The sequence below is a fragment of the Qipengyuania sp. GPGPB31 genome (assembly GCF_038396345.1).
Taxonomy (GTDB): domain Bacteria; phylum Pseudomonadota; class Alphaproteobacteria; order Sphingomonadales; family Sphingomonadaceae; genus Qipengyuania; species Qipengyuania citrea.
On record NZ_CP149572.1, the window covers coordinates 2,627,356 to 2,648,752 of the forward strand.

18 protein-coding genes and 1 pseudogene are annotated in these 21,397 nt (G+C 67.0%); 8 read left to right on the top strand and 11 right to left on the bottom strand.

What is annotated here, in order from left to right; genetic code table 11:
* Positions 1-63 precede the first annotated feature (63 nt).
* Positions 64-765, top strand: a complete 702-nt coding sequence (locus tag WKH79_RS13200) for an NAD-dependent deacylase (RefSeq protein WP_063505627.1) — start codon at positions 64-66, stop codon at positions 763-765.
* Here WKH79_RS13200 and WKH79_RS13205 read toward each other — a convergent pair.
* The 4 genes from WKH79_RS13205 to rpsT form a co-directional block, all read right to left on the bottom strand.
* Positions 754-1,527 carry a HesA/MoeB/ThiF family protein gene (locus WKH79_RS13205; protein WP_197458159.1) on the bottom strand — a complete coding sequence of 258 codons (774 nt, stop codon included), beginning with the start codon at positions 1,525-1,527 and terminating at the stop codon, positions 754-756. The genes WKH79_RS13200 and WKH79_RS13205 overlap by 12 nt on opposite strands.
* Positions 1,524-1,955 carry a DUF983 domain-containing protein gene (locus WKH79_RS13210; protein ID WP_050599741.1) on the bottom strand — a complete coding sequence of 144 codons (432 nt, stop codon included), beginning with the start codon at positions 1,953-1,955 and terminating at the stop codon, positions 1,524-1,526. Before WKH79_RS13210 ends, WKH79_RS13205 begins: the two co-directional genes overlap by 4 nt.
* Positions 1,956-2,060: 105 nt before the next feature.
* Positions 2,061-3,521 carry a chromosomal replication initiator protein DnaA gene (gene dnaA / locus WKH79_RS13215; RefSeq protein WP_050599740.1) on the bottom strand — a complete coding sequence of 487 codons (1,461 nt, stop codon included), beginning with the start codon at positions 3,519-3,521 and terminating at the stop codon, positions 2,061-2,063.
* Between the two features lie 451 nt (positions 3,522-3,972).
* Positions 3,973-4,233 carry a 30S ribosomal protein S20 gene (rpsT, locus tag WKH79_RS13220; protein WP_050599739.1) on the bottom strand — a complete coding sequence of 87 codons (261 nt, stop codon included), beginning with the start codon at positions 4,231-4,233 and terminating at the stop codon, positions 3,973-3,975.
* 170 nt (positions 4,234-4,403) lie between these two features.
* Here rpsT and msrB point away from each other — a divergent pair, with 170 nt between their 5' ends.
* Together msrB and WKH79_RS13230 are read left to right on the top strand one after the other, a co-directional pair.
* Positions 4,404-4,835: a peptide-methionine (R)-S-oxide reductase MsrB gene (gene msrB, locus WKH79_RS13225; RefSeq protein ID WP_341859122.1), complete on the top strand. Its 432-nt coding sequence runs from the start codon at positions 4,404-4,406 to the stop codon at positions 4,833-4,835.
* Between the two features lie 94 nt (positions 4,836-4,929).
* A complete protein-coding gene (locus WKH79_RS13230) occupies positions 4,930-7,110 on the top strand; it encodes a PBP1A family penicillin-binding protein (protein WP_341859123.1) in 2,181 nt (726 codons plus the stop codon).
* 76 nt (positions 7,111-7,186) lie between these two features.
* Here WKH79_RS13230 and WKH79_RS13235 read toward each other — a convergent pair whose 3' ends face one another.
* From WKH79_RS13235 to WKH79_RS13245, 3 genes are all read right to left on the bottom strand, one after another.
* Positions 7,187-8,719 (bottom strand): Do family serine endopeptidase, encoded by a 1,533-nt coding sequence (locus WKH79_RS13235; protein ID WP_050599736.1) that lies wholly within the window; start codon positions 8,717-8,719, stop codon positions 7,187-7,189.
* A gap of 151 nt (positions 8,720-8,870) precedes the next feature.
* Positions 8,871-9,704, bottom strand: coding sequence for a protease modulator HflC (locus WKH79_RS13240; protein ID WP_063505630.1), 834 nt, complete (start codon positions 9,702-9,704; stop codon positions 8,871-8,873).
* Position 9,705: 1 nt separating this feature from the next.
* On the bottom strand, positions 9,706-10,866 hold the full coding sequence (locus WKH79_RS13245) for a protease modulator HflK (protein WP_341859124.1): 1,161 nt from the start codon (positions 10,864-10,866) through the stop codon (positions 9,706-9,708).
* A 271-nt stretch (positions 10,867-11,137) separates the two neighbouring features.
* On the opposite strand from WKH79_RS13245, the gene WKH79_RS13250 reads away from it, so the two are divergent.
* The 4 genes and pseudogenes from WKH79_RS13250 to WKH79_RS13265 all read left to right on the top strand — a co-directional run bounded on the left by WKH79_RS13250 (position 11,138) and on the right by WKH79_RS13265 (position 16,660).
* Entirely contained in the window at positions 11,138-11,905 is a 768-nt protein-coding gene (locus WKH79_RS13250) for an Mrp/NBP35 family ATP-binding protein (protein ID WP_341860128.1), read from the top strand.
* Positions 11,884-14,184 (top strand): molybdopterin cofactor-binding domain-containing protein, encoded by a 2,301-nt coding sequence (locus WKH79_RS13255; RefSeq protein ID WP_341859125.1) that lies wholly within the window; start codon positions 11,884-11,886, stop codon positions 14,182-14,184. Before WKH79_RS13250 ends, WKH79_RS13255 begins: the two co-directional genes overlap by 22 nt.
* Positions 14,181-15,209 carry a ferrochelatase gene (gene hemH / locus WKH79_RS13260; protein ID WP_341859126.1) on the top strand — a complete coding sequence of 343 codons (1,029 nt, stop codon included), beginning with the start codon at positions 14,181-14,183 and terminating at the stop codon, positions 15,207-15,209. The genes WKH79_RS13255 and hemH overlap by 4 nt, the downstream gene beginning before the upstream one ends.
* 39 nt (positions 15,210-15,248) lie before the next feature.
* Positions 15,249-16,660, top strand: a pseudogene (locus WKH79_RS13265) (cytochrome P450).
* 239 nt (positions 16,661-16,899) lie between these two features.
* Here WKH79_RS13265 and WKH79_RS13270 read toward each other — a convergent pair.
* Positions 16,900-17,058 carry a DUF1674 domain-containing protein gene (locus WKH79_RS13270; RefSeq protein WP_082835556.1) on the bottom strand — a complete coding sequence of 53 codons (159 nt, stop codon included), beginning with the start codon at positions 17,056-17,058 and terminating at the stop codon, positions 16,900-16,902.
* Positions 17,059-17,115: 57 nt separating this feature from the next.
* Here WKH79_RS13270 and WKH79_RS13275 point away from each other — a divergent pair, with 57 nt between their 5' ends.
* A complete protein-coding gene (locus WKH79_RS13275) occupies positions 17,116-18,354 on the top strand; it encodes a methyltransferase domain-containing protein (RefSeq protein WP_341859127.1) in 1,239 nt (412 codons plus the stop codon).
* On the opposite strand, the gene WKH79_RS13280 is transcribed toward WKH79_RS13275, so the two are convergent.
* The 3 genes from WKH79_RS13280 to msrA all read right to left on the bottom strand — a co-directional run bounded on the left by WKH79_RS13280 (position 18,355) and on the right by msrA (position 21,321).
* Positions 18,355-19,740: an alpha/beta fold hydrolase gene (locus WKH79_RS13280; RefSeq protein ID WP_341859128.1), complete on the bottom strand. Its 1,386-nt coding sequence runs from the start codon at positions 19,738-19,740 to the stop codon at positions 18,355-18,357.
* Positions 19,741-19,835: 95 nt separating this feature from the next.
* Positions 19,836-20,792, bottom strand: a complete 957-nt coding sequence (locus tag WKH79_RS13285) for an NAD(P)-binding protein (RefSeq protein ID WP_341859129.1) — start codon at positions 20,790-20,792, stop codon at positions 19,836-19,838.
* Positions 20,785-21,321 (bottom strand): peptide-methionine (S)-S-oxide reductase MsrA, encoded by a 537-nt coding sequence (gene msrA / locus WKH79_RS13290; protein ID WP_341859130.1) that lies wholly within the window; start codon positions 21,319-21,321, stop codon positions 20,785-20,787. Before msrA ends, WKH79_RS13285 begins: the two co-directional genes overlap by 8 nt.
* Positions 21,322-21,397 lie beyond the last annotated feature (76 nt).

The following is a 21,397-nucleotide window of genomic DNA, read 5'->3' on the forward strand; positions in this document are numbered from 1 at the left end:
CCTTTCGGTTATGGTTCATGGCCGGTCTTTGACTTGCCCTTCTGCATCGCTACTTGAGGGCAAATGACCGACATGCGCAACATCGTGATACTCACCGGGGCGGGGATTTCCGCGGAAAGCGGCATCGATACCTTCCGCGATGCCGGCGGGCTGTGGGAACAACACCGGGTGGAAGACGTCGCCACGCCCGAAGGCTTCGCGCGCGATCCCGAACTGGTCCTGCGTTTCTACGACATGCGGCGCGAGGCGATCCAGACCAAGCAGCCCAATGCCGCGCATGAGGCGCTGGCGCGGCTGGACGCGAACTGGGACGGCGAGCTGCTGATCGTTACGCAGAATGTCGACGATCTGCACGAACGCGCTGGCGCGGGGCGCGTGCTCCACATGCACGGGACGCATCTCAACGCCTGGTGCACAGCCTGCGACGTGCGCACGCCGTGGACCGGGCCGCTGATCGATCGCCCGGCCTGCCCGGCCTGCGATGCGCGCAGCCTGCGCCCCGATGTCGTCTGGTTCGGCGAGATGCCCTATGAAATGGGGCGGATATATTCGGCGCTGCGGCGGGCGGACCTGTTCGTGTCGATCGGCACGTCGGGCGCGGTCTATCCCGCGGCCGGTTTCGTCGAGGAAGCGCGCCAGCGGCGCGTCCGCACGCTCGAGCTCAACCTCGAAGCAAGCCAGGGTTCGCGCTGGTTCCACGAAACCCGCCAGGGTCCGGCAACCAAGGTGGTGCCGGAATGGGTCGACGAGGTGCTAGGCGGCTGATCCGCAGCCGGTGCAGGCCGGGTCCTTCGCAATGGTGAAATTGCGCATGCCGGGCTTGAGCCCGTCGAGCAAATGGACCCGCCCCCAATCGGTTGCGCCGAATGCGCTGACGCCGTCGAGCAGGGTGCGCACTGCCTGCAGCGCGGCGAATGTCGCGACCCAGCCGGCCATGGCGCCCAGCATGCCGTCCTCGGCGCAGCTGTCGCAATCTTCCGCATCGAACGCATCGCCGACGAAGCAGCGATAACAGGCCTCGCCCGGCAGGTGCCCGGCAAAGGCGCCGACCTGCCCCTGAAAGCGGCCGACCGCCGCGGACAGCAGCGGGACGCGTTCGGCGACGCAGGCGTCGGATACAGCCAGCCGGGTGGCGAAATTGTCGGTCCCGTCGAGAATCAGGTCGGCATCGACCACCAGTTCATGGGCATTGTCGCGCGTGATCCGGCGGTCGCTGATCGTCACGTCGAGTTCGGGATCGAAGCCGGTCACCCAGCGCTTGGCGATGACCGCCTTGCCGTGGCCGACATCGCGCGCATTGAACAATGTCTGGCGTTGCAGGTTCGACGCCTCCACCCGGTCGTCGTCGACCAGCGTGAGTTTCCCGATTCCCGCCCCGGCGAGATATTGGAGCGCGGGCGAACCGATCCCGCCGAGGCCCACCAGCACGAGGTGCTTGCCGGCCAGCGCGACCTGCCCCGCGCCGCCGATTTCGGGCAGCACGATGTGGCGGGCAAAGCGGTCGAGGCGCTCGGGCGACAAGCTCATGCGTCGTCGCCGGGCTGGGGGCGGCGTTCGGCGCGAAAGCCGTGCATGCCATGCCACCATTGCAGCGCGATCACTGCGCCCTTCGCGGGTTGCAGCGTGAGCAGCATGAAGGCGACCGCCAGCGGCAGGATGATCGCGAGGATCGCCGTGCTCGACAGCGCAAAATCGCTTGCCAGCACGATCAGCACCGGCGCCAGCAAGTGCCCGGTCACGAAGATCGAGATGTAGGCGGGGAAATCGTCCGCCCGCTGGCCCGAGATATCGAGCGTGCAGGCGGGGCAGGTGTCATAAGGCTTGAGCCAGCGCCGGAACAGCCGCGCCTCGCCGCAGCGCGGGCAGCGGCAGCGCGCCCCGCGCAGCAGCGCCGCGCCGAAGGAATGCGGCAGGTCGATGCCTGCAGGCTGCGCAGTGGGGGCGGGATCGGGCATGGAGGCTCTTTGACGCGTCGCGGCGTGCCTGTCGACAGGTCTGTGTACAGACCTGTCGATCAGCTGTGCTCCGGTTGAGGAAGGCGCCGCAGGGCAGCGGGGGCGTCAGCTTTCCAGCTGGCGCAGCAGGCTGCGCACATCGCCGTCCATATCGGCATCGCGCTGGCGCAGGTCTTCGATCAGCCGCACTGCGTGGATCACGGTCGAATGGTCGCGTCCGCCGAACTTGCGTCCGATTTCCGGATAGCTGCGCGGGGTGAGCACCTTCGACAGATACATCGCCACCTGCCGCGGTCGGACCACGGCGCGCGCGCGGCGCTTGCTGCTCATCTCGCTGCGGTCGATGCGGTAGAACTGGCACACGGTGCGCTGGATCTCGTCGATCGTGATCCGCCGGCGATTGGCCGACAGGATATCGGTCAGCTGCTCTTCGGCCAGCTGGAGCGAGACTTCCTGCCCGGTGAGCTGGGCGTAGGCGATCAGCTTGTTGAGCCCGCCGACCAGTTCGCGGATGTTACGCGTGATCGTCCGCGCGAGGAAGTCGAGCACGTCGGCAGGGACCTCGAGCGGCGCGAAGCGCGTCAGCTTGGAGGTCAGGATCTTCTTGCGCAGCTCGATATCGGCGGCTTGGATGTCGGCGACCAGACCCATCGACAGCCGGCTCAGCAGCCGCGGTTCGACCCCGTCCAGCGCCTGCGGGGCGCGGTCGGCGGCGAACACCAGCCGCTTGCCTTCGGCGAGCAGCGCATCGATCGTGTAGAGCAGTTCTTCCTGCGCGCTGGCCTTGCCGATGATGAACTGGATGTCGTCCACCAGCAACAGGTCGAAGCTGCGCAGGCGCGCCTTGAATTCGAGCATCTGGTTGGCCTTCAGCGCCTGGACGAATTCGACCATGAAGCGCTCGGCGCTGCAGTAGAAGATACGGCTGCGCGGATGCGCCTGCAGGAACGCGTGGCCGGTGGCGTGCAGCAGGTGCGTCTTGCCCTGACCGGTGGCGGCCTTGAGGTAGAGCGGGCTGAACTGCGGCTTCTCGGTCGCGCCCATGCGCTGCGCGGCATTGAACGCCAGCACATTGGCTTCGCCGGTGATAAAGGCGGCAAAGGTGAGGCTCGGGTCGAGGCCGACCGAGCTGGTGAAACCGGTGTCGCCCAGCGTGTCGGCGCCGATCGCCATCATCGAGGTGTCGAGCCCGTCATTGGCCGGGCGGCGGCCGTCAGAATGCAGCCGCAAATCCGTTACCTGGCGGCGCCCGGGATGGACCTGGATGCGGACGTCGCGCACTTCGCTGCGCGCGATCTTCCATGCCAGGCCGAGGCGGTCGGCAAAGCGGTCCTTGACCCAGTTGGCGCTGAATTCGGTGGGCAGGAAGAGGTCGAGCGTGCCGGTTTCCTTTTCGATCCCGCCCACCTGGATCGGCTTGATCCACTGGCTGTGCAGCTGGTGGCCCAGGTCCTTGCGCAGGCCCTGGCTGATGTCGGCCCAATCGGCGGCAAGGTTTACGGCTTCCTGGTCTGCCATGAAATCGTCCTGTGCCTTCTGCGCGCCGATGTCCGATGTCTTTCGCATACTACTTATCACCCCCGGTCGGCTGACCCGCCGCCTGTTTGTTGTTCTTACATCGGCAAGGCCGGGCACAGCACAGTCCCGCTCCGGAATCGGTTCATCCGGAGGTCGCCCTCGCACATCGATCATTTAAAAGCCGGAGCTGTCCCGCCCCCGACTGAGAGCCTTGGTGTAGGTCGCTCTCCGGATGAGTCGCAAGGGGGATAACTGTAAAAAACACGAAATATACTTGTTGACTCAAGTGGACCCCGCAGGGGCCCGTTCAAGTCGATGAATCTACTACGATAAGCCCGAAATGGCAGCGCGAATCGCGGGATTCCCAAGGGTTATGTTACGGCGTCATTACAGGCCGGTATCGGAATGAAACTGGAATACGACAAAAGGGCCGCCGGTACACCGGCGGCCCCTTCGAATGACTCGCTTGCAGCCGGCTGCGAAAGCCGGCGGCCGAAGATCAGAGCGCGGAAACGCGCTTGCTCAGACGGCTCATCTTGCGCGACGCCGTGTTCTTGTGAAGCACGCCGCGGGCAACACCGCGCGCCAGTTCCGGCTGGGCGTTGCGGAGCGCGGTCTGCGCGCTGTCCTTGTCGCCGCCTTCGATCGCGGTTTCCACCTTCTTGAGGAAGTTGCGGATGCGGCTCATGCGGGCACCGTTGATTTCGGCGCGCTTTTCGTTGCGACGGATGCGCTTTTTGGCTTGCGGCGTATTGGCCATGTCTGTCCTCGTCAGGCCGCACGGCATGCGCGGCGGAAAATCTCTGTATTGCGTACGGAAAGGCGGCACGGGCCGCCGGAAAGCGGCGCACTTAGCGGCGCCCCTGCGAATCGTCAAGCAAATCGTCGACCATTCGCGGAACCGCGTGCATCGGCTCCGGTTGGCCCTATATGGGATACCTCACTCGAAAGGACAAGGCATTGCCCGACCAGCAAGAAATCACCGATGCCGAATGGCGGGAGAAACTGAGCCCCGAACAATACCAAGTGCTGCGCCAGGCAGGCACCGAACGCGCCTTCACCGGCAAGTACGACAAGCATTACGATGAAGGCGAATATTACTGCGCCGGATGCGGTCAGAAGCTGTTCGAAAGCGACGACAAGTACAACAGCGGCTGCGGCTGGCCCGCCTTTACTGCCCCGGCCGAGGGCGAGGCGGTGAACGAGCACCGCGATACCTCGCATGGCATGGTGCGGACCGAAGTCACCTGCGCCAATTGCGGCGGGCACCTGGGGCATGTCTTCCCCGACGGTCCGCGCGATCGCGGGGGCATGCGCTATTGCATCAATTCCGCCGCGCTCGATTTCGAGCCCGAGGATTAAGCGCCGCCGCCTGCCGTTCACATGCGGTTAGCTCTCGCCATGCGAGATTGCGGCAATTACAGGGCGGACAGCAACAAGGGTGCCAGCGTAAGCAATGAATAACCGACGCAGTGGTCGCCAGCGGACGCGACGCCAGAAACGCGGCTCCGCAGCGGGCGGCACACCGCCGGGCCGGCTGCGGACATGGGGCCGCCGGCTGGCGATCTGGGGCGCCGCGCTGGCCTTGTTGTTGGTGCTGTTCGTCAGTCTGGCAGTGGCCTTTTCGGTCCGCTCGATGCCCAGCTATTACCAGCTCAAGGCGTCGCAGACCGCACAGACCATCGTCGTGCGCGCGCGCGACGGGACCGAGATCGTCGAGCTGGGCCCCAGCTTCGGCAAGTGGCTGACCGCGGACGATATCCCGCAGGTGATGAAGGATGCGATGATCTCGGTCGAGGATCGCCGCTATTATTCGCATTTCGGCATCGATCCGGTACGCACGGGCGGCGCGATCATCGAGGGGCTGACCGGATCGCGTGCGCGCGTGGGCGGTACGTCGACCATCAGCCAGCAGCTGGCGCGCAACGTCTTCCTCAACAACAACCGGTCGCTCGACCGCAAGCTGCGCGAGGCGATCCTCGCCATGGCGCTCGAGTGGAAGTTTTCGAAGGAGCAGATCCTCGAGCTCTATCTCAACAAGGTCTATTTCGGCGGCGGCGCCTATGGCATCGATTCGGCCAGCCGCAAGTTCTTCAGCCATCCCGCAACCGAGCTCTCGGTCGCCGAGGCGGCGATCATCGCCGGGCTGGTCAAGGCGCCCAGCCGCTATTCGCCTACTGCCGATGTCGATGCCGCTGTCGGCCGCGCCAGCGTGGTGCTGCGGCTGATGAAGGAACAGGGGCGCATTTCGCCCGACGTCACCGTCGATCCCAGCGCAGTGCGGCTGAAGGAAGACGCCGGGCAGAACTCGGTGCGCTATTTCACCGACTGGGCGCTGCCGCAGCTCGACATGCTGCTGCCCGAAACCTTCGAGCCGATCGAGGTGTGGACCACGCTCGACGTCGGAATGCAGCGTGCGGCGACGGCCTCGATCAAGGCGAACACGCCCGATGGAGCGCAGGGCGCGCTGGTCAGCATGGACCGCGACGGCGCTGTGCTCGCGCTGGTGGGCGGCACCGATTACGTCCAGACCAATTACAACCGCGCCACCGATGCGCTGCGACAGCCGGGTTCGTCATGGAAACTGTTCGTCTATCTCGCCGCGCTCGAAGCGGGCTACACGCCCGACGACCGCGTGGTCGACACGGCGGTGACCATCGACGGCTGGAGCCCGCGCAATTCGAGCGGGCGCAATGTCGGCGAAATCGACCTGCGCACAGCCTTCGCCTATTCGATCAACACGGTTGCGGCGCAGCTGGGCAATGAGGTCGGCTTCACCTCGGTCGCCTCGATGGCGCGGCGCTTCGGGATCACCACCGAAATCAACACCTATCCGGCCATGGTGCTGGGCTCGAACGAGGTCCGGCTGATCGACATGACGCGGGCCTTTGCCGCGGTGTCGGCGCGGGGCGAATCGGTCGAACCCTATGGCATTCTCAAGGTCGAGACCGCCGATGGCGAATTGCTCTACCAGCATGAAAAGCCGCGCAGCTCGCAGCTGGTGCCCGACTACGTGGCCGCGGGAATCACCGATTTGCTGCAGACCGCCGTCGCGACCGGGACCGGGCGCGCGGCGCAGATCGGGCGTCCGGTTGCGGGCAAGACCGGGACCACCAGCTCGAACAAGGACGGCTATTTCGTCGGCTTTTCCTCGGGCGTGACCACCGGCGTATGGATGGGGCGTGACGACAACACCCGCGTCGGCGGCCTGCAGGGCGGCACCGCCCCGGCGCGCGCCTTTGCCGCCTACATGCGCTACGCGGTCAAGGATCGCCCGGTCGAGGAATTCGACACCGATCTGCAATTGCCCGAATGGCAGCTGGAGCCCGACGATGAATACATGTTCGGCGATCCGGAAGATTACTATTTCATCGACGAGCAGGGGAACCTGATCGAACCGGGCACTGCGGACACGCCGCGCAACGACCCCTTCGCGCAGGACTTCGACCGCACGCTCGGCCCCGAGCGGCCGAACCCGTCTAACACCTCTCAGCCCGGGCCCGGGCCGCGGCCGCCCCAGCAACCGCCGCGCGGCGCCGACGGCGCTCCGCAGGCGATCGGCGACGATTTCCTTGAGGAAGCCACCGGGGCAAGCAGAAGCAATCGCTCGCCGCCTGCACAGCGGCAGATCAACTAGGCTAGGCTGGCAACAGAAAGGGCGGCTCTCCCCATCGGAAGAGCCGCCCTGCTGTCGTCTGGTCCGGGCCGGGTGGCTAGCGCAGCCGCACCGCCACATAGGCCGCCGGCTGGCCGCGGCGCTGGACGCGCAGCAGCACGGCTTCGCGGTCTTCGCTTTCCGCCGTCCGGATAATGCTTTCCAGATCGTCGAGCGAGCGCACCTGGCGATAATTGGCCGTCAGGATGATGTCGCCGCGCTGCAGGCGCTTGCGGGCCGCATCCGAATTGGGATCGACGCGTGCCACGACAAGGCCCTGCGTATCCGCGCCGGCACCCAGCTGGCGCGCGATCTGGGCGGTCAGCGGCAGGACCTGGAGCCCCAGCCGTTCCTCGATCACGGCATTCTCGCCCGGCTCCATCGGGTCCTCGTCCTCGATGTCGGGGTTGAACTGCTGCTGCTGGCGCAGTTCCTCCTCGCTCGGACGTTTACCCACCGTCAGCGTGACGCGGCGGGTTTCGCCGTCGCGGACCAGTTCGACCGGAATGGTGGTGCCCGGCGCGATGTTGGCCACGAGGAAGGACAGGGTCTGATCGGGCGTGACCTCCTGCCCGTCGATCTTGGTGACGATATCGCCGGGGCGGATGCCCGCCTGCTCGGCGGCTTCGCCGGGCTGGACGCCCTGGATGAATTCGCCCCGGTTCTGCGGGATGCCGAGCGAATCGGCCAGATCGTCGTCGACCGGCTGGATCGATACGCCGAGATAGCCGCGCTCGATTTCCACCCCGTCGCGCAGCTTCTGCACGATCGGCGCGGCGATTTCGGCGGGAATGGCGAAACCGATCCCCACGCTCCCGCCCGAAGGCGAGAAGATCGCGTTGTTGATGCCGATCACATTGCCCTGCATGTCGAACAGCGGGCCGCCCGAATTGCCGCGGTTGATCGCGGTATCGGTCTGGATGTAGCGGTCATAGGCACCGCCCTGGCCGGTGTTGCGATAGACCGCCGAGACGATGCCCGAGGTGACCGTGCCGCCAAGGCCGAAGGGATTGCCGATCGCGATGACCCAGTCGCCGGGGCGGGACTGGGTCGAATCGCCGAACTCGACGAAGGGGAAGGGCTCGCGCCGGCTGATCTTGAGCACTGCGAGATCGCTCTGCGCATCGGTGCCGACCAGTTCGGCATTGTATTCGGTGCCGTCGGGCATGGTGACGGTGATCTCTTCCACCGTGCCGCGCCCGTTGGGGCTCACCACGTGGTTGTTGGTCACGACATAGCCATCGGCCGAAATGACGAAGCCCGAACCTAGCGACTGGCCTTCGCGGTACTGCGGTTCGCGCTGCTGCCCGCCGCGGCGGTTGAACAGGCCTTCGAAGGGCGTGCCCGCGAAGGGATTGCCATTGTTGCCCGATACCTCGATCCGCTGGCGGGTCGAGATGTTGACCACCGCAGGCTGCAATTGCGCGGTGAGATCGGCGAAGCTTTCGGGAGCGCCCGCACGGGGCACCACGCGCGCCATCTGGCTGTCGTCGTTCTGGGCGACCTGGGCACCCGCCGGATAGCCGGTCGCGAGCGAAATGGCAGCGCCGCCTACCAGCAGCGCACTCGTTACGGAATATGCATATCGCACTGGCTTCACGTCCTTTTCGTCCTCTTCTCTACTGTGCGGGCCCCGCGGTCGGCAGAACGCTGACCAAGCGGGAACCACGCGTTCCGGCGGGTGAATGTCGGGCCCGCCGGTGAATGCCGATTGAACGGTGCCGGCGCCGTTCGACGAACCGTCAACGCCGCCCGCGGAACTGCCGCAGATATTCATTGTCCGGCGACAGGATGATGCTGCTCTCCGACGGGTTGTCGTCGTTCGAGAAGGTCGCGTCGTAGCTCTGCATCGCGCGGTAGAAATCGTAGAACTCGGCATCCTTGCCGAAGGCCTCGGCATAGATCCGTGCGCTTTCGGCATCGGCTTCGGCGCGGATGATGCGCGCGTCGCGGCTGCCGCCGGCGCGGATCGTGCGGGCTTCGCGTTCGCGGTCCGATTCCATCCGGCGGAAAGCCGATTGCAGCGGCGCTTCGGGAAGGTCGGTGCGCATGATCTTCACATCGACCACCTCGGCCCCGTACTGCCGCGCCTGACGATCGAGATTGGTGCGGACATTGGCCAGCGCGCTGCCGCGTTCGGCGGTCAGCATGGCCTGGAAGGTCCGGCGGCCGAGTTCCTGGCGCAGCACCGAGTTGAGGATCGGCTCGAGCGCGTTGCGCACGCCATCGGTCGAACCCGCGCGTTCGACCATGCGCACCGGATCGGTGATCCGGAAGCGGGCATAGGCGTTGACGAGCAGGCGCTGCTGGTCGGCCGAAAGCACTTCCTCGTCGGTCATTTCAAGATCGAGCAGGCGCTTCTCGATGCGGTTGACGCTGTCGATGAAGGGCACGCGGAAATACAGGCCGGCGTCGGTTTCGCCGCCGGGCGTGTTGACCGTACCGACCGGTTCACCCGTGCGGATGATCACGACCTGGTCTTCTTCGGGCACCACATAGGCGCTCATCATGAAACCGATCACCAGCACTGCCAGCGCGATGACCGTGTTGCGGTGATCCTGCAGGAAATTGCTCATGTTACTGGCCCTCCGGTGCGGTCACGGTGGTGACGGGCTGCTGCGACCGGCGGCGGATTTCCGGCAACGGTAGGTAGGGTGTGACATTGTCGGTCTCGACAATCGTCTTGTCGGTCTGGCTCAGCACGCGCTCCATCGTTTCGTAATACAGTCGCTGGCGGGTCACCTCGGGGGCGAGGCGGTACTGGGCATAGACCTTGTCGAAGGCCTCGGCCTCACCTTCGGCCTGCGCGAGGACCTGCTGGGCATAGCCCTGCGCCTGGTTGCGCGCCGCATCGGCGTTCTGTTCGGCGACCTGCACGTCGCGGAAGGCATCCACCACCTGCGCGGGCGGATCGGCCTTCTCGATTTCGACACCGAGCACCCGCACCCCGGCCTGGTAGCCGTCGAGCGTGCGCTGCATGCGTTCGCGCACGTCCATCTCGATGGCCGCACGCCCCTGGCCCGAGAAGGTCTCGTCGAGCTGGGTTTCGGCGACCGCGGCGCGCATGGCGGCCTCGGCAGCCTCGTTCACGGTTTCTATCGGGTCGACCACGCGGAATTTGTAATTCGCCAGATCCTTGATGTTCCAGCGCACGATATAGCTGAGGTCGACTAGGTTCTGGTCGCCCGTCAGGATCAGCTTGGCCTGGTTGTTGTTGCCCGGGATCCGCACCGACCGCACGCCTTCGACGTCTTCCACATCGACCGTCTCGATCGGGAAGGGGGCGGAGAAATTGAGGCCCGGTTCCATCTTGCGGGTGTAATTGCCCAGCGTCTTGACCACGCCTTCTTCCTGCGGTGCCACCAGATGCACGCTGGTTGCCAGCAGGCCGACGCCCACGATCGCCACCACGGCGAGCGGGAACCAGCTCTTGCCGCCGGGACGCTGGGGAAAGCGGAAATTGGGGCCGCCGGGCCCGCCCCCGCTGCCCGAGCGACGCGGGCCTTCGGGGCCGCGGCTCTTGAAGATGTCTTCGATATTGGGCGCGCGCCGGCCATCGTCGCTGGTGCCGCCGGGTGGCAGCCACGGGTTGCGCGGGCCCTTCGGCTTGTCGCCGCCGCCCTGCGAACCGCCGGGCGTGTCGCCCGTGCCGCCATCATCCGATCCACCGCCCCAAGGGCTTTTCTTGCCCGCCATCGCGAGGGAAATCCTCTGTCCGAACCCGTCAAAAATTCTCATGCTGTTCCTTATAGGTGCGGTTCGGCGGAAAAACAGGGGTTGCCGCGCGCTTTTCGATGCTACAGCAGCCGCGCCCATGAGTTCGACCGATCCCAAAGCGCTGCTTCCCGACAGCCTTGCCGCCCGTGTTTCGACGCTGACCATCAAGGAAGGCAGGGCCATCGCCATCGTCGATGCCGCGGGCCTGGGCCAGCAGGAGCGCGACGATATCGAGCGCGCGATCACCGATATCCTCGGCCAGCGCGAAGAGGTTTCCGAAACCCGCGTGGTGATGACCGCCGAACGCACGCAGCGGCGGATCATCGCGGTGGGCAGCGGCAAGGGCGGCGTCGGCAAATCGACGCTGACCGCCAATCTGGCGATTGCGCTGGCCCGGCGCGGGCGCAAGGTCGGGCTGGTCGATGCCGATATCTACGGCCCTTCGCAGCCGGTCATCCTGGGCAATCAGGGTTCGAAGCCGGTGGCCCGCGACAAGAAGCTGGAGCCGGTCGACAGCCCGGTGGGGATCCCCGTGCTGTCGATGGGCCATCTGGTCGAACCGGGGCGCGCGCTGGCCTGGCGCGGCCCGATGGCGGGCAATGCGCTGGCGCAGCTGATCGATGCGCATTGGGGCGATGTCGATACGCTGCTGGTCGACCTGCCGCCGGGTACGGGCGATGTGCAGCTGACCATGCTGCAGCGCTACAAGCCGATGGGCGCAGTGCTCGTCTCCACCCCGCAGGACCTTGCCCTGATCGATGCCGCCCGCGCGGGGCAGCTGTTCGACCAGGCGGGGGTGCCGGTGATCGGACTGGTCGAGAACATGGCGGGCTATGTCTGCCCGCATTGCGGCGAGGTGTCCGACCCGTTCGGCAGGGGCGGGGTCGAAACCGCCGCCGGGCGGCTCGACCTTCCGTTCCTCGGGCGCATCCCGCTCGACCTAGCGATCCGCGAAGGCAGCGACCGCGGCCAGCCGCCCGCTTGCGGCGAAGATGCGCTCGCAGCGCCATTTCACGATATCGCCGCCAAGGTCGACGCGTGGATCCGCGCGCAGGGCTAGCCGCGCTGCCGGTTTCGCGGCGGCAGCTGCTGGCCGGGGCCGCAGTCGGCGGCGGGCTGGCGGTCGGCTGGTGGCTGTGGCCACGCCGCTATTCCAGCCCGCTGGTTCCCGGACCGAACGATCACGGCTTCGGCGGCTGGCTCACCATTGCCGAAGACGGCGTGGTCACCGTGGCCCTGCCGCAGCTCGAGATGGGGCAGGGCGTGACCACCGTGCTGGCGCAGGTCGTGGCAGTCGAACTGGGTGCCGACTGGCGGCAGGTCGCGATCGAACCCGCACCGCCTGCAGGCCTGTTCGCCAACACTGCGCTCGCCGCGAAATGGGCACCGCTGTGGTCGCGTCTGCCCGGCCTGGCCGACGATCCCGATGGCCTGCTGGCCGAACGCTTTGCGCGCAGCAACGCCTTCTGCGCCACGGCCGAAGGCCTTTCGCTCGCAGCCTATGAACAGCCGCTGCGCGCGGCCGCCGCGGCGGCCCGCGCGCTGCTCGCCATGGCGGCGGCCGAACGCTGGGGCGTGGGCTGGGAAGAATGCGAAGTCGCAGCGGGTCTCGTGCGCCACGGCGAACAGGAACTGGGCTTCGGCGAACTGGCCGCGCAGGCTGCCACGTTCGACCCGCCCGATCCGCCGCCGCTGCGGGTCGAACCTGCGAGCGAGGATCCGTCCCCGGCGGAGGCCGAATTGGCGCCCGCCTTCCCGCGGCTCGACCTGCCCGCCAAGGTCGACGGCAGCTTCCTGTTCGCCGGCGATATCCGCTTGCCGGGCATGGTCTACGCCTCGATCCGGCACGGGCCGCTGGGGAAGGCCGAACTGACCGCCTTCGACAAGGAAGCGGTGGCCGGCCTCAAGGGGCTGGTGGGGGTAGTGAAGTCCAAACGCTATCTCGCGGCAGTGGCCGAAAGCTGGTGGATTGCCGACCGCGCGCTTGCGGCGATGCGGCCGGTCTTCGCCGGGCCCGCGGCCGTCGAGAGCGCGGGTGCACTGCGCGCGCTCGATACCGCGCTGGCGGAGAGCGAGGGCGAGCGCATCGTGACCGAAGGGGATCCGGACGGCGCTCTCAGACGGCCCGATTATGCGCAGGATTATTCCGTCGCCCCGGCAGTTCACGCCGCGATCGAGACCGCCAGCGCGACGGCGCGCTTCGACGGCGGCAAGCTGGAATTGTGGATCGCCGCGCAGGCGGGTGAACTGACGCGCCGCGCGGCGGCCAAGGCAATCGGCATCTCGCCGCAGGACGTGGTGCTCTATCCCACTGCGGCGGGGGGCAGTTTCGACGCGCGGCTCGAACGGCGGCACGCGATCGAGGTTGCGCAGATCGCGCAGCAGATCGGCCGCCCGGTCCAGCTGACCTGGCCGCGCCAGCAGGAATTGCAGCTGGTGCCGGTGCGCACCCCCGTCAGCGCGCGGCTGGAAGCGGGCTTCGTCCCGGCGAGCGGCGGCCGCATCGCTGCCTGGCGTACGCGGCTGGCAATGCCCGCGACCATGCGCGAATTCGGCCACCGCTTGTTCGACAACAACACGCCCGAAGCGGCGATGGAACACGCTGCGGGCGAGGCCGATGCGCTGGCCTGCGAGGGCGCGGTCCCGCCTTATGGAATCGCGCATGTCGCAGTCGACCACCTGCCGGTGACGCTGCCGTTCCCGACCGGGCCGATGCGCGGCAATGCCGCGGCGTACACCGCGTTCTTCACCGAGAGCTTCATCGACGAACTGGCCGAACGCGCCGGGCGCGACCCGTTCCTATACCGCATCGAGATGCTGGGCCAGACGCCGCGGATGGCCGATTGCCTGCGCCGCGCGACGCGGCTGGCCGGCTGGGACGGCGGGCGCCGCGGCACCGGTCAGGGGCTGGCGATGGTGCGCATGGGCGGACCCGGGGAGGGGGGCGGGCGCATCGCCTGCGTGGCGCAGGCCGCGCTGGGCGAAGGCGGGCTGCGCGTGACCCGGCTGCACGCGGCGGTTGATATCGGGCGGATCGTCAATCACGACATTGCGCGTCAGCAGATCGAAGGCGGGCTGATCTTCGGCCTGTCGCTCGCCACCGGGTCGAGCGTGGCCTATGAGGATGGCCGGCCCGTCCCCGCGCGCCTTGCGGGGCTGAGCTTGCCGACGCTGGCCGATTGCCCCGAGATCGTTATTGAATTCCTCGCCAGTGACGCACCCGCGTTCGATCCCGGCGAACTGGGCGTCGCCGTGGCGCCGCCCGCCATCGCGAATGCGCTTTACTCCGCGACAGGAGTACGCTTTCGCCGTTTGCCATTGCTTTCGGAGGGCCTATGACTTGGCAAGAACAATCGCTTCCCGCCGACCACCCCGCAGTCAAGTCGGGCGGCGTCGGGGTGCTGCTCGTCAATCTCGGCACGCCCGATGCGCCCGAGAAGGGGCCGGTCAAACGCTATCTCGCGGAATTCCTTTCGGACCGCCGGGTGGTCGAAATCCCGCCAATCGCCTGGCAGCCGATCCTGCGCGGCATCATTCTCAACACGCGGCCGAAGAAAAGCGCGCATGCCTATCGCCAGGTGTGGACCGAGGAAGGCTCGCCGCTGGCGGTGATCACGCGCGACCAGGCGGCCGCAATGCAGCAGCGGCTGGGCGACGAGGTGAAGGTCGACTGGGCGATGCGATACGGCACCCCGTCGATCCCCGAGCGGATCGAGGCGCTGATGGCGGCCGGTTGCGAACGGATCCTGCTGGCTCCGCTCTACCCCCAGTACTCGGGTGCGACCACGGCCACGGTTGTGGACAAGGCTGCGGACAAGCTGCGGGAAATGCGTTGGCAAGCCTCGCTGCGGACCCTGCCGCCCTACCATGACGACCCGGCCTATATCGATGCGCTGGCGAGCGATCTCTCGCGCCAGATCGATGCGCTCGATTTCGCGCCCGAAGTGCTGCTGCTGAGCTTCCACGGCATGCCGCAGCGCACGCTCGAACTCGGCGATCCCTATCACTGCCACTGCCAGAAGACCTCGCGCCTGCTGCAGGAGCGGCTGGCGCGGCCGGGGCTCCGTTTCCGCACCACTTTCCAGTCGCGCTTCGGGCCGGCCAAGTGGCTGGCCCCTGCGACCGACGATACGCTGGAAGAAGAGGCGCGGGCCGGAACCAAGCGGCTGGCGATCGCTGCGCCGGGCTTTTCGGCCGACTGCCTCGAGACGCTCGAAGAGTTGGCCATCCAGGGCTGTGAGCAGTTCACCGAGGCCGGCGGAGAGCGGTTTGCCGCGCTGTCCTGCCTCAATACTTCCGACGCCGGACTGGCCATGCTGGAGACGCTTTTGCGCCGTGAATTGATGGGGTGGATTCGCGCCTGAAAATTACTTACAACGAAGTAAGTTTTAAGGAGCTACCTAATGGCCACGCTTGCCCCGCACCAACCTGCCGAGACCGCGCCGTCGCATTGGCAGGAAGGCAATCCCAGCGAAGATGCGCTCGCGCACATCCCGGGCGAGGGGGGTGGCCGATCGTCGGCAACACCTTCAAGATGCTGGCCGACCCGCATGGCCAGACGCGGCGCATGGTCGAAAAATACGGCCGCGTGTACAAGAACAGGGCCTTCGGTGGCTGGAATGTCGCGCTGATCGGGGCCGAGGCCAACGAGATGCTGCTGATGAACCGCGACAAGATCTTCAGCTCCGAACAGGGCTGGGGGCCGATTCTCGACAAGCTGTTCCCGCGCGGGCTGATGTTGCTCGATTTCGACCATCACCGCGCCGACCGCCGCGCGCTGTCGATCGCCTTCAAGCCCGGCCCGATGCGGCATTATGCGGACGCGCTGAACCGCGGCATCGCCAAGCGGGTCGAGGAATGGGGCGGCGATGGCTCGGGGGCGCAGCTGCTCTTCTATCCGTCAATCAAGGAACTGACGCTCGACCTGGCGGCCGACAGCTTCATTGGCATTCCGTGGGGCCCCGAGGCGGACCGGATCAACACCGCCTTCGTCGACATGGTCCAGGCCAGCGTGGCGCCGGTGCGCAAGCCACTGCCGTTCACGCAGATGAAGCGCGGCGTCGATGGTCGCGCCTATCTGGTCGACTATTTCACGCGCGAAACGCATCGCCGCCGCGCCGAAGGCGGCGGGCAGGACATGTTCAGTCAATTCGCCACCGCCGAATATGACGATGGCAGCCTGATGCCGGTCGACGAAGTGGTCGATCACATGAACTTCCTGATGATGGCCGCGCACGACACCATCACCTCCAGCGCCACCTCGCTGCTGTGGCTGCTCGCCAAGCATCCCGAATGGCAGGATCGGCTGCGCGACGAAATCGCCGCGGTCACCGGGGGCAGCGATGCCAGCGGCCGCCCGCGCGATCTCGAATATGACGATCTGGGCAAGCTCGACCTTACCGAGATGGCGTTCAAGGAAGCGCTGCGGTTCGTGCCGCCGGTGCCCTCGATGCCGCGCCGCGCGCTCAAGTCGTTCGAATACGGCGGCTACCGCATCCCCGCCGGGGCGCATGTCGGGATCAACATCCACTACACGCATCACGATGAGGAACATTGGGAGGATCCCTACACCTTCGACCCGATGCGCTTTACGCCCGAGCAGGTGAAGGCCCGGCACAAATACGCCTGGGTGCCCTTCGGCGGCGGGGCGCATATGTGCCTGGGGCTGCATTTCGCCTACATGCAGGTGAAGATCCTGCTGGCGCAGATGCTGCCGCGCTACCGTATCGAACTGGCGGCGGGCGATCCCGAATGGCAGGCGTGGCCGATCCCCAAGCCCAAAGACGGGTTGAAGCTCAAGCTCACCGCCATCTAATTCGGTTTTTATGGGGCATCCTCGCTCACGCGACCTGACGGCCGCGTCGCTGCGGGCGGCCAGTCGGCCTTGCCTCGCCTGCGGCGCGGGGATTCTCGCCCAGCGATCGAGTAGTGCTAGCCCCGGCCCGGAATGAGGGCCGGCAAGGGCGACTGCCCGCCCGCAGGGGCCCGCAGCGAAGCGGAGGAACAGCCCCGAGGACGCACCGACGGATGTCGGTGCGCAACCGGAACATCATTTCAGAAATCGATGGCGATGCCGTCTTTCACCCAGTCGCCATAGCGCGTCGGGCTGAGGTCCTCGTCATTGCTGCCCTTCCTGGGCGCAGGCGGGGCATCGTTGGTCCAGTGAGCGGGCTTCTTGAACCCTTCGGGGCGGGTGGTTGCGCGTTTCGGCATGCCGCCAACATGATGCCGCTGGCGGCTTTGTGCAAGTGGGGGTAGGGGCTGGCCCCCATGGCCCAACCTACCGGTATCCACGCCCGCCGCGCTGCGCTGCGCCTGCTCGATGCAGTGCTTCGCCAGGGCGAAACGCTCGACATCGCCTTCAACGGCGCGACCCGCGACATCCGCAAGTTCGAGGACAAGGCGCTGGCGCGGGCCATTGCCAGCGAAGTCCTGCGCTGGCTGGTCGATCTCGACGCGCTGATCGACAGCGCGACCAAGAAGCCGCTGCCGCATGATGCCAGGGCGCGCATGGTCCTGCGGATGATGCTGGCGCAATGGCTGCGGCTGGACACCCCGCCGCACGCGGTGCTGGCAACCGGGCTCGACTTGCTCGCCGGGGGGCAGCGCCGGCTGGCGCATGGCGTGTTCTCCACTCTGACCAAGCGCGGCGACACGCTGCCTGACGCCCCGACGCTGCCCGAGCCAGTCGCTATGCGCTGGGGCGAGCGGGCCCCCGCGATCGCCGCGGGCCTGGCCGAACCGCCCCCGCTCGATCTTACGCTGCGCGATCCTGCGGACACCGCGCAGTGGGCCGTACAGCTTTCCGCCGACAGCCTGATGCCCGGGCATTTGCGCCTGCCGCGCGGAGCCAATGTCGAGAAGCTGCCGGGCTTTGGCGAAGGGGCCTGGTGGGTACAGGATATCGCTGCTTCGCTGCCCGCACGGCTGCTGGGCCCGGGCGAGGGGCGCCACGTGCTCGACCTGTGCGCGGCGCCGGGGGGCAAGACGCTGCAGCTGGCCGCGCAGGGCTGGCAGGTGACCGCGCTCGACATATCGAAACGCCGGCTCGACCTGCTCAAGGCCAATCTCAAGCGCACGGGTCTGAAGGCGGGCGCCGTCCGCGCCGATGCGCTCAAGTGGGAGCCGAAGCACACATTCGATGCGATCCTGCTTGATGCGCCCTGCACGGCGACCGGGACCGCGCGGCGTCATCCCGATGTATTGCACCGCATCGGCCCGGAGACCATCGAGCAGATGGCGCAATTGCAGGCAGCACTGCTTCAGCGCGCGCAAGGCTGGCTCAAGCCGGGCGGAACGCTGGTCTATGCAACCTGCTCGCTCGAACGCGCGGAGGGCGAAGACCAGGCCGGCGCCGTCTCGCTCACCCCCGATCCGATAACCCGTGATGGTTTGCCGCAGGGCGTCGAGCCGGGCAGCGCGGCCTGGCTGCGCACCGACCCCGGCATGCTTGAAAAGCACGGCGGTCTCGACGGCTTTTTCATCGCGCGATGGCGACGGGACCTCTGATCAGCGGGCGATGAAGTCCCGCAGTTGCGCGATCGCGAAATCGGGATCGGTCATCAACACATAGTGGGCCGCCGTATCGCTTGCCGCCAGTTCGATATCGCCCGCAGCATCGAGCCGCTCGGCAAGGGCTGCCGCCCCGGCGAAGGCGGTCTTGGGATCGCGCTTTGCGTGCAGCACCAGCGTCGGCGGGATTCGTTCGGGCAGACGGCCCAGCTCCGCGGGTGCTTCATAGGTCGGGAACCCGCCGGGCAGCAGGTGCCGCGGCAGCGGGCTGGCGAACAGCAGGCCGGCTTCTTCGCTCTCGATCATTTCCTCTGTCAGCTCGGCGCGGCGGTTGTTCTCCGACCGGCTGATCAGGCTCACCAGCGGGATCGACGAACCGAACTGCGGGAAAGCGGCGAAGGTCTGCTGGACACGCCCGAGCTCGGCCTGCGCGTGCTCCAGCCATGCCGTGTCGCCGCGGTGCAGGCCCGCGATGATAAAGGGCAACATCGCCCGCGTCCGGGGAAAGTCGATCAATGCGGCGAGCAGGTATTTCGGCTTCGGCCCAAGTGGCTCCGACAGTTCGGGATCGGCGAGCAGGGCTGCCAGCGCCTCGTCGAGCGGCTGGTCGAAATAGCGGCTGCAGTCAGGCCGCGCATCGCAATCGCGCAGCACCTGCCGCCCGACCGCATCGGTCACCTGCGAACGCCGGCTGAGGTCGTGGCGCAGATCGTCGTCGGCGGGGACGAGCGAGTCGAGGATCACACCGTCGAGCCGCTCGGGCGGGGCGACTGCCAGCGTGCGCAAGATCAGCTGCGTGCCGTAGGAGACGCCGTAGAGAAACCGGCGCGTGTCACCGCCATGGCGGTCCATCAGCAGGCTCACGTCGCGCGCTGCATTGCCGATCGTGAAAGCCTGCGTGCGCTGCGGATCGGCATGCAAAGCGCCGATGCAGCTGCCCCATTCCGCACCCTCCAGCGCCATGCCGCCGGCGCTGTCCGCGCTTTCCTCGGCCGGGCACAGCCGCGCCGAATAGCCGGTCCCGCGGTGATCGGGCACGATCAGGTCGAAGCCGGGCACCGCCGCGCGCAACGTGTCAATGAAGGGGTAAAAGGACGCGCCCGATTCCCCCGGTCCGCCGGCGATCAGCCATAGCTCACCGGTCGCAGCCCCGTGTGCCGGGAACTTGCGGACGAACAGATCGACGGTGCCCGTTGCGGGCGCGCCGTGATCGAGCGGGACGGCCAGCTGCGCGCATCGCGTGTCGCCAAGCGCCGGATGCGCGTCGGCGTCGGCGCAGGGGGTGAACCCGGGCCGCTCTGCGGGTTCGCCCGCCGCTGCCGGAGTGGCCGCGGCAAGCGACAGGACTGCGCAGGCGGCAAGCAAGGATATGATCGGTGACACGCTAAGCTCTGGCAATATCGGGAAAATCGACGGCTAGGCGCCATCCTTCCTCCGGGCAATGGAACCCGCCCGCCGCTTCGTCGAAGTGCTGCCTCCTATCGACCGCCGACAGCTTCGGCGAGCAGCAGCCCCGACATATAGGCCGCCTCGACCCGCGGACCGATGAGCCAGTCGCCGCAGACGCCGATCCGCTGTTCTGCATCCCACAACGCCTCTTCGCCAGCCGTGCCCGACCTAGCAAAGCGCCAGCGATGGGCGGTTGCGCCCAATTGGCGTGGAAGCGGGCCGCCATTGGCTTCGGCCAGTTCGGCCAGCAGCGCGGCTGCAACCGTTTCCGCGTTGTCTTCGAGATGCGCGCGCGACCATTCGGGCGAGGCCTGGATGACCCAGCATTCCTCGTTTGCGCGCCCGGGCTTGGCATTGTTGCGCGCGGCCCAGCCGATCGGGCCGCGCTGGCGCAGCGTGTCCTGCACCAGCGGCAGCGGTGCCTCGAACCCGGCCATCAGCGTCCAGCATGGGTCCGAAGCGGTTTGATCGGCGAGCGTGGCCATGACCGGGGCATGCGGCTGCAGCAGCGGGCCGGCCTGCTCCGCCGGCACCGCGACGAGCACTGCGTCGAAACGCGCATCCGGCGCGCCTTCGCCGTCGATCTGCCAGCCCTCGCCATCGCGCACGAGCTGTTCGATCCGCGTCCCGAATTGCACGCCGAGCTCACCGGCCATCGCCTTGAGCGGCGCATTCATCGCGGGCGTGCCGACCCAGGCGTCATCGCCTGCGGCGGCCCAGCGCGCGGCCACGCCGGCGGCTTCCCAATGCGCAACCTGCTCGACGAAGCGCGGGTCGCGCGCGGTGAAATACTGCGCGCCGTGGTCGAAATGCAGCGTGGTGCCGCCGTCTTCCATGCGCCGCGTCGCCATCCGCCCGCCGGGGCCGCGGCCCTTGTCGAACAATCCGACCTCGTGCCCCAGCCGGGAGAGCCGCTGGCCGCAGCTCATCCCGGCCATACCGGCACCGACGATCGCGATGCGCATCGCGCCGCCCGCGTCAGGCATCGGCCTTGAGATACTTCTGGAAACTCTTGCGCAGCTTCATCAGCTTGGGCGGGATCACTGCCTGGCAATAGGGATTGCGCTGGCCTTCGCCTTCCCAATATTCCTGGTGGTAATCTTCGGCCGGATACCACTGACCGCTCTCGATCGTGGTCACCGCCTGCTGCCCGGGATGATCGTCGTTCCAGCGCCCGATCGCCGCGCGCGCTTCTTCTTCCTGCCCGTCGAGCGGAAAGATCGCGCTGCGGTACTGCGTGCCGACATCGTTGCCCTGCCGGTTCAGCTGGGTCGGATCATGCGTCCCCAGGAAGACATCGTAGAGCTGGCCCAGCGTGATCTGCGCATCGTCGAAGGTCACGCGCACGCCCTCGGCATGGCCGGTATTGCCGGTGCAGACCTCCTTGTAGGTCGGATCGGGCTTGTCCCCTCCGATATAGCCGCTTTCCACCTTACTGACGCCGATAACGTCCTTCATCACCGCTTCGGTGCACCAGAAGCATCCACCGGCTACGATCGCCTGTTGTTGAGCCATACTCGTCAATCTCCTTGTGCTCCGCAGATAGGAAGCCGTCTTCGCCTTGTCATCCATCGGCGGCAGGTCCAGAACA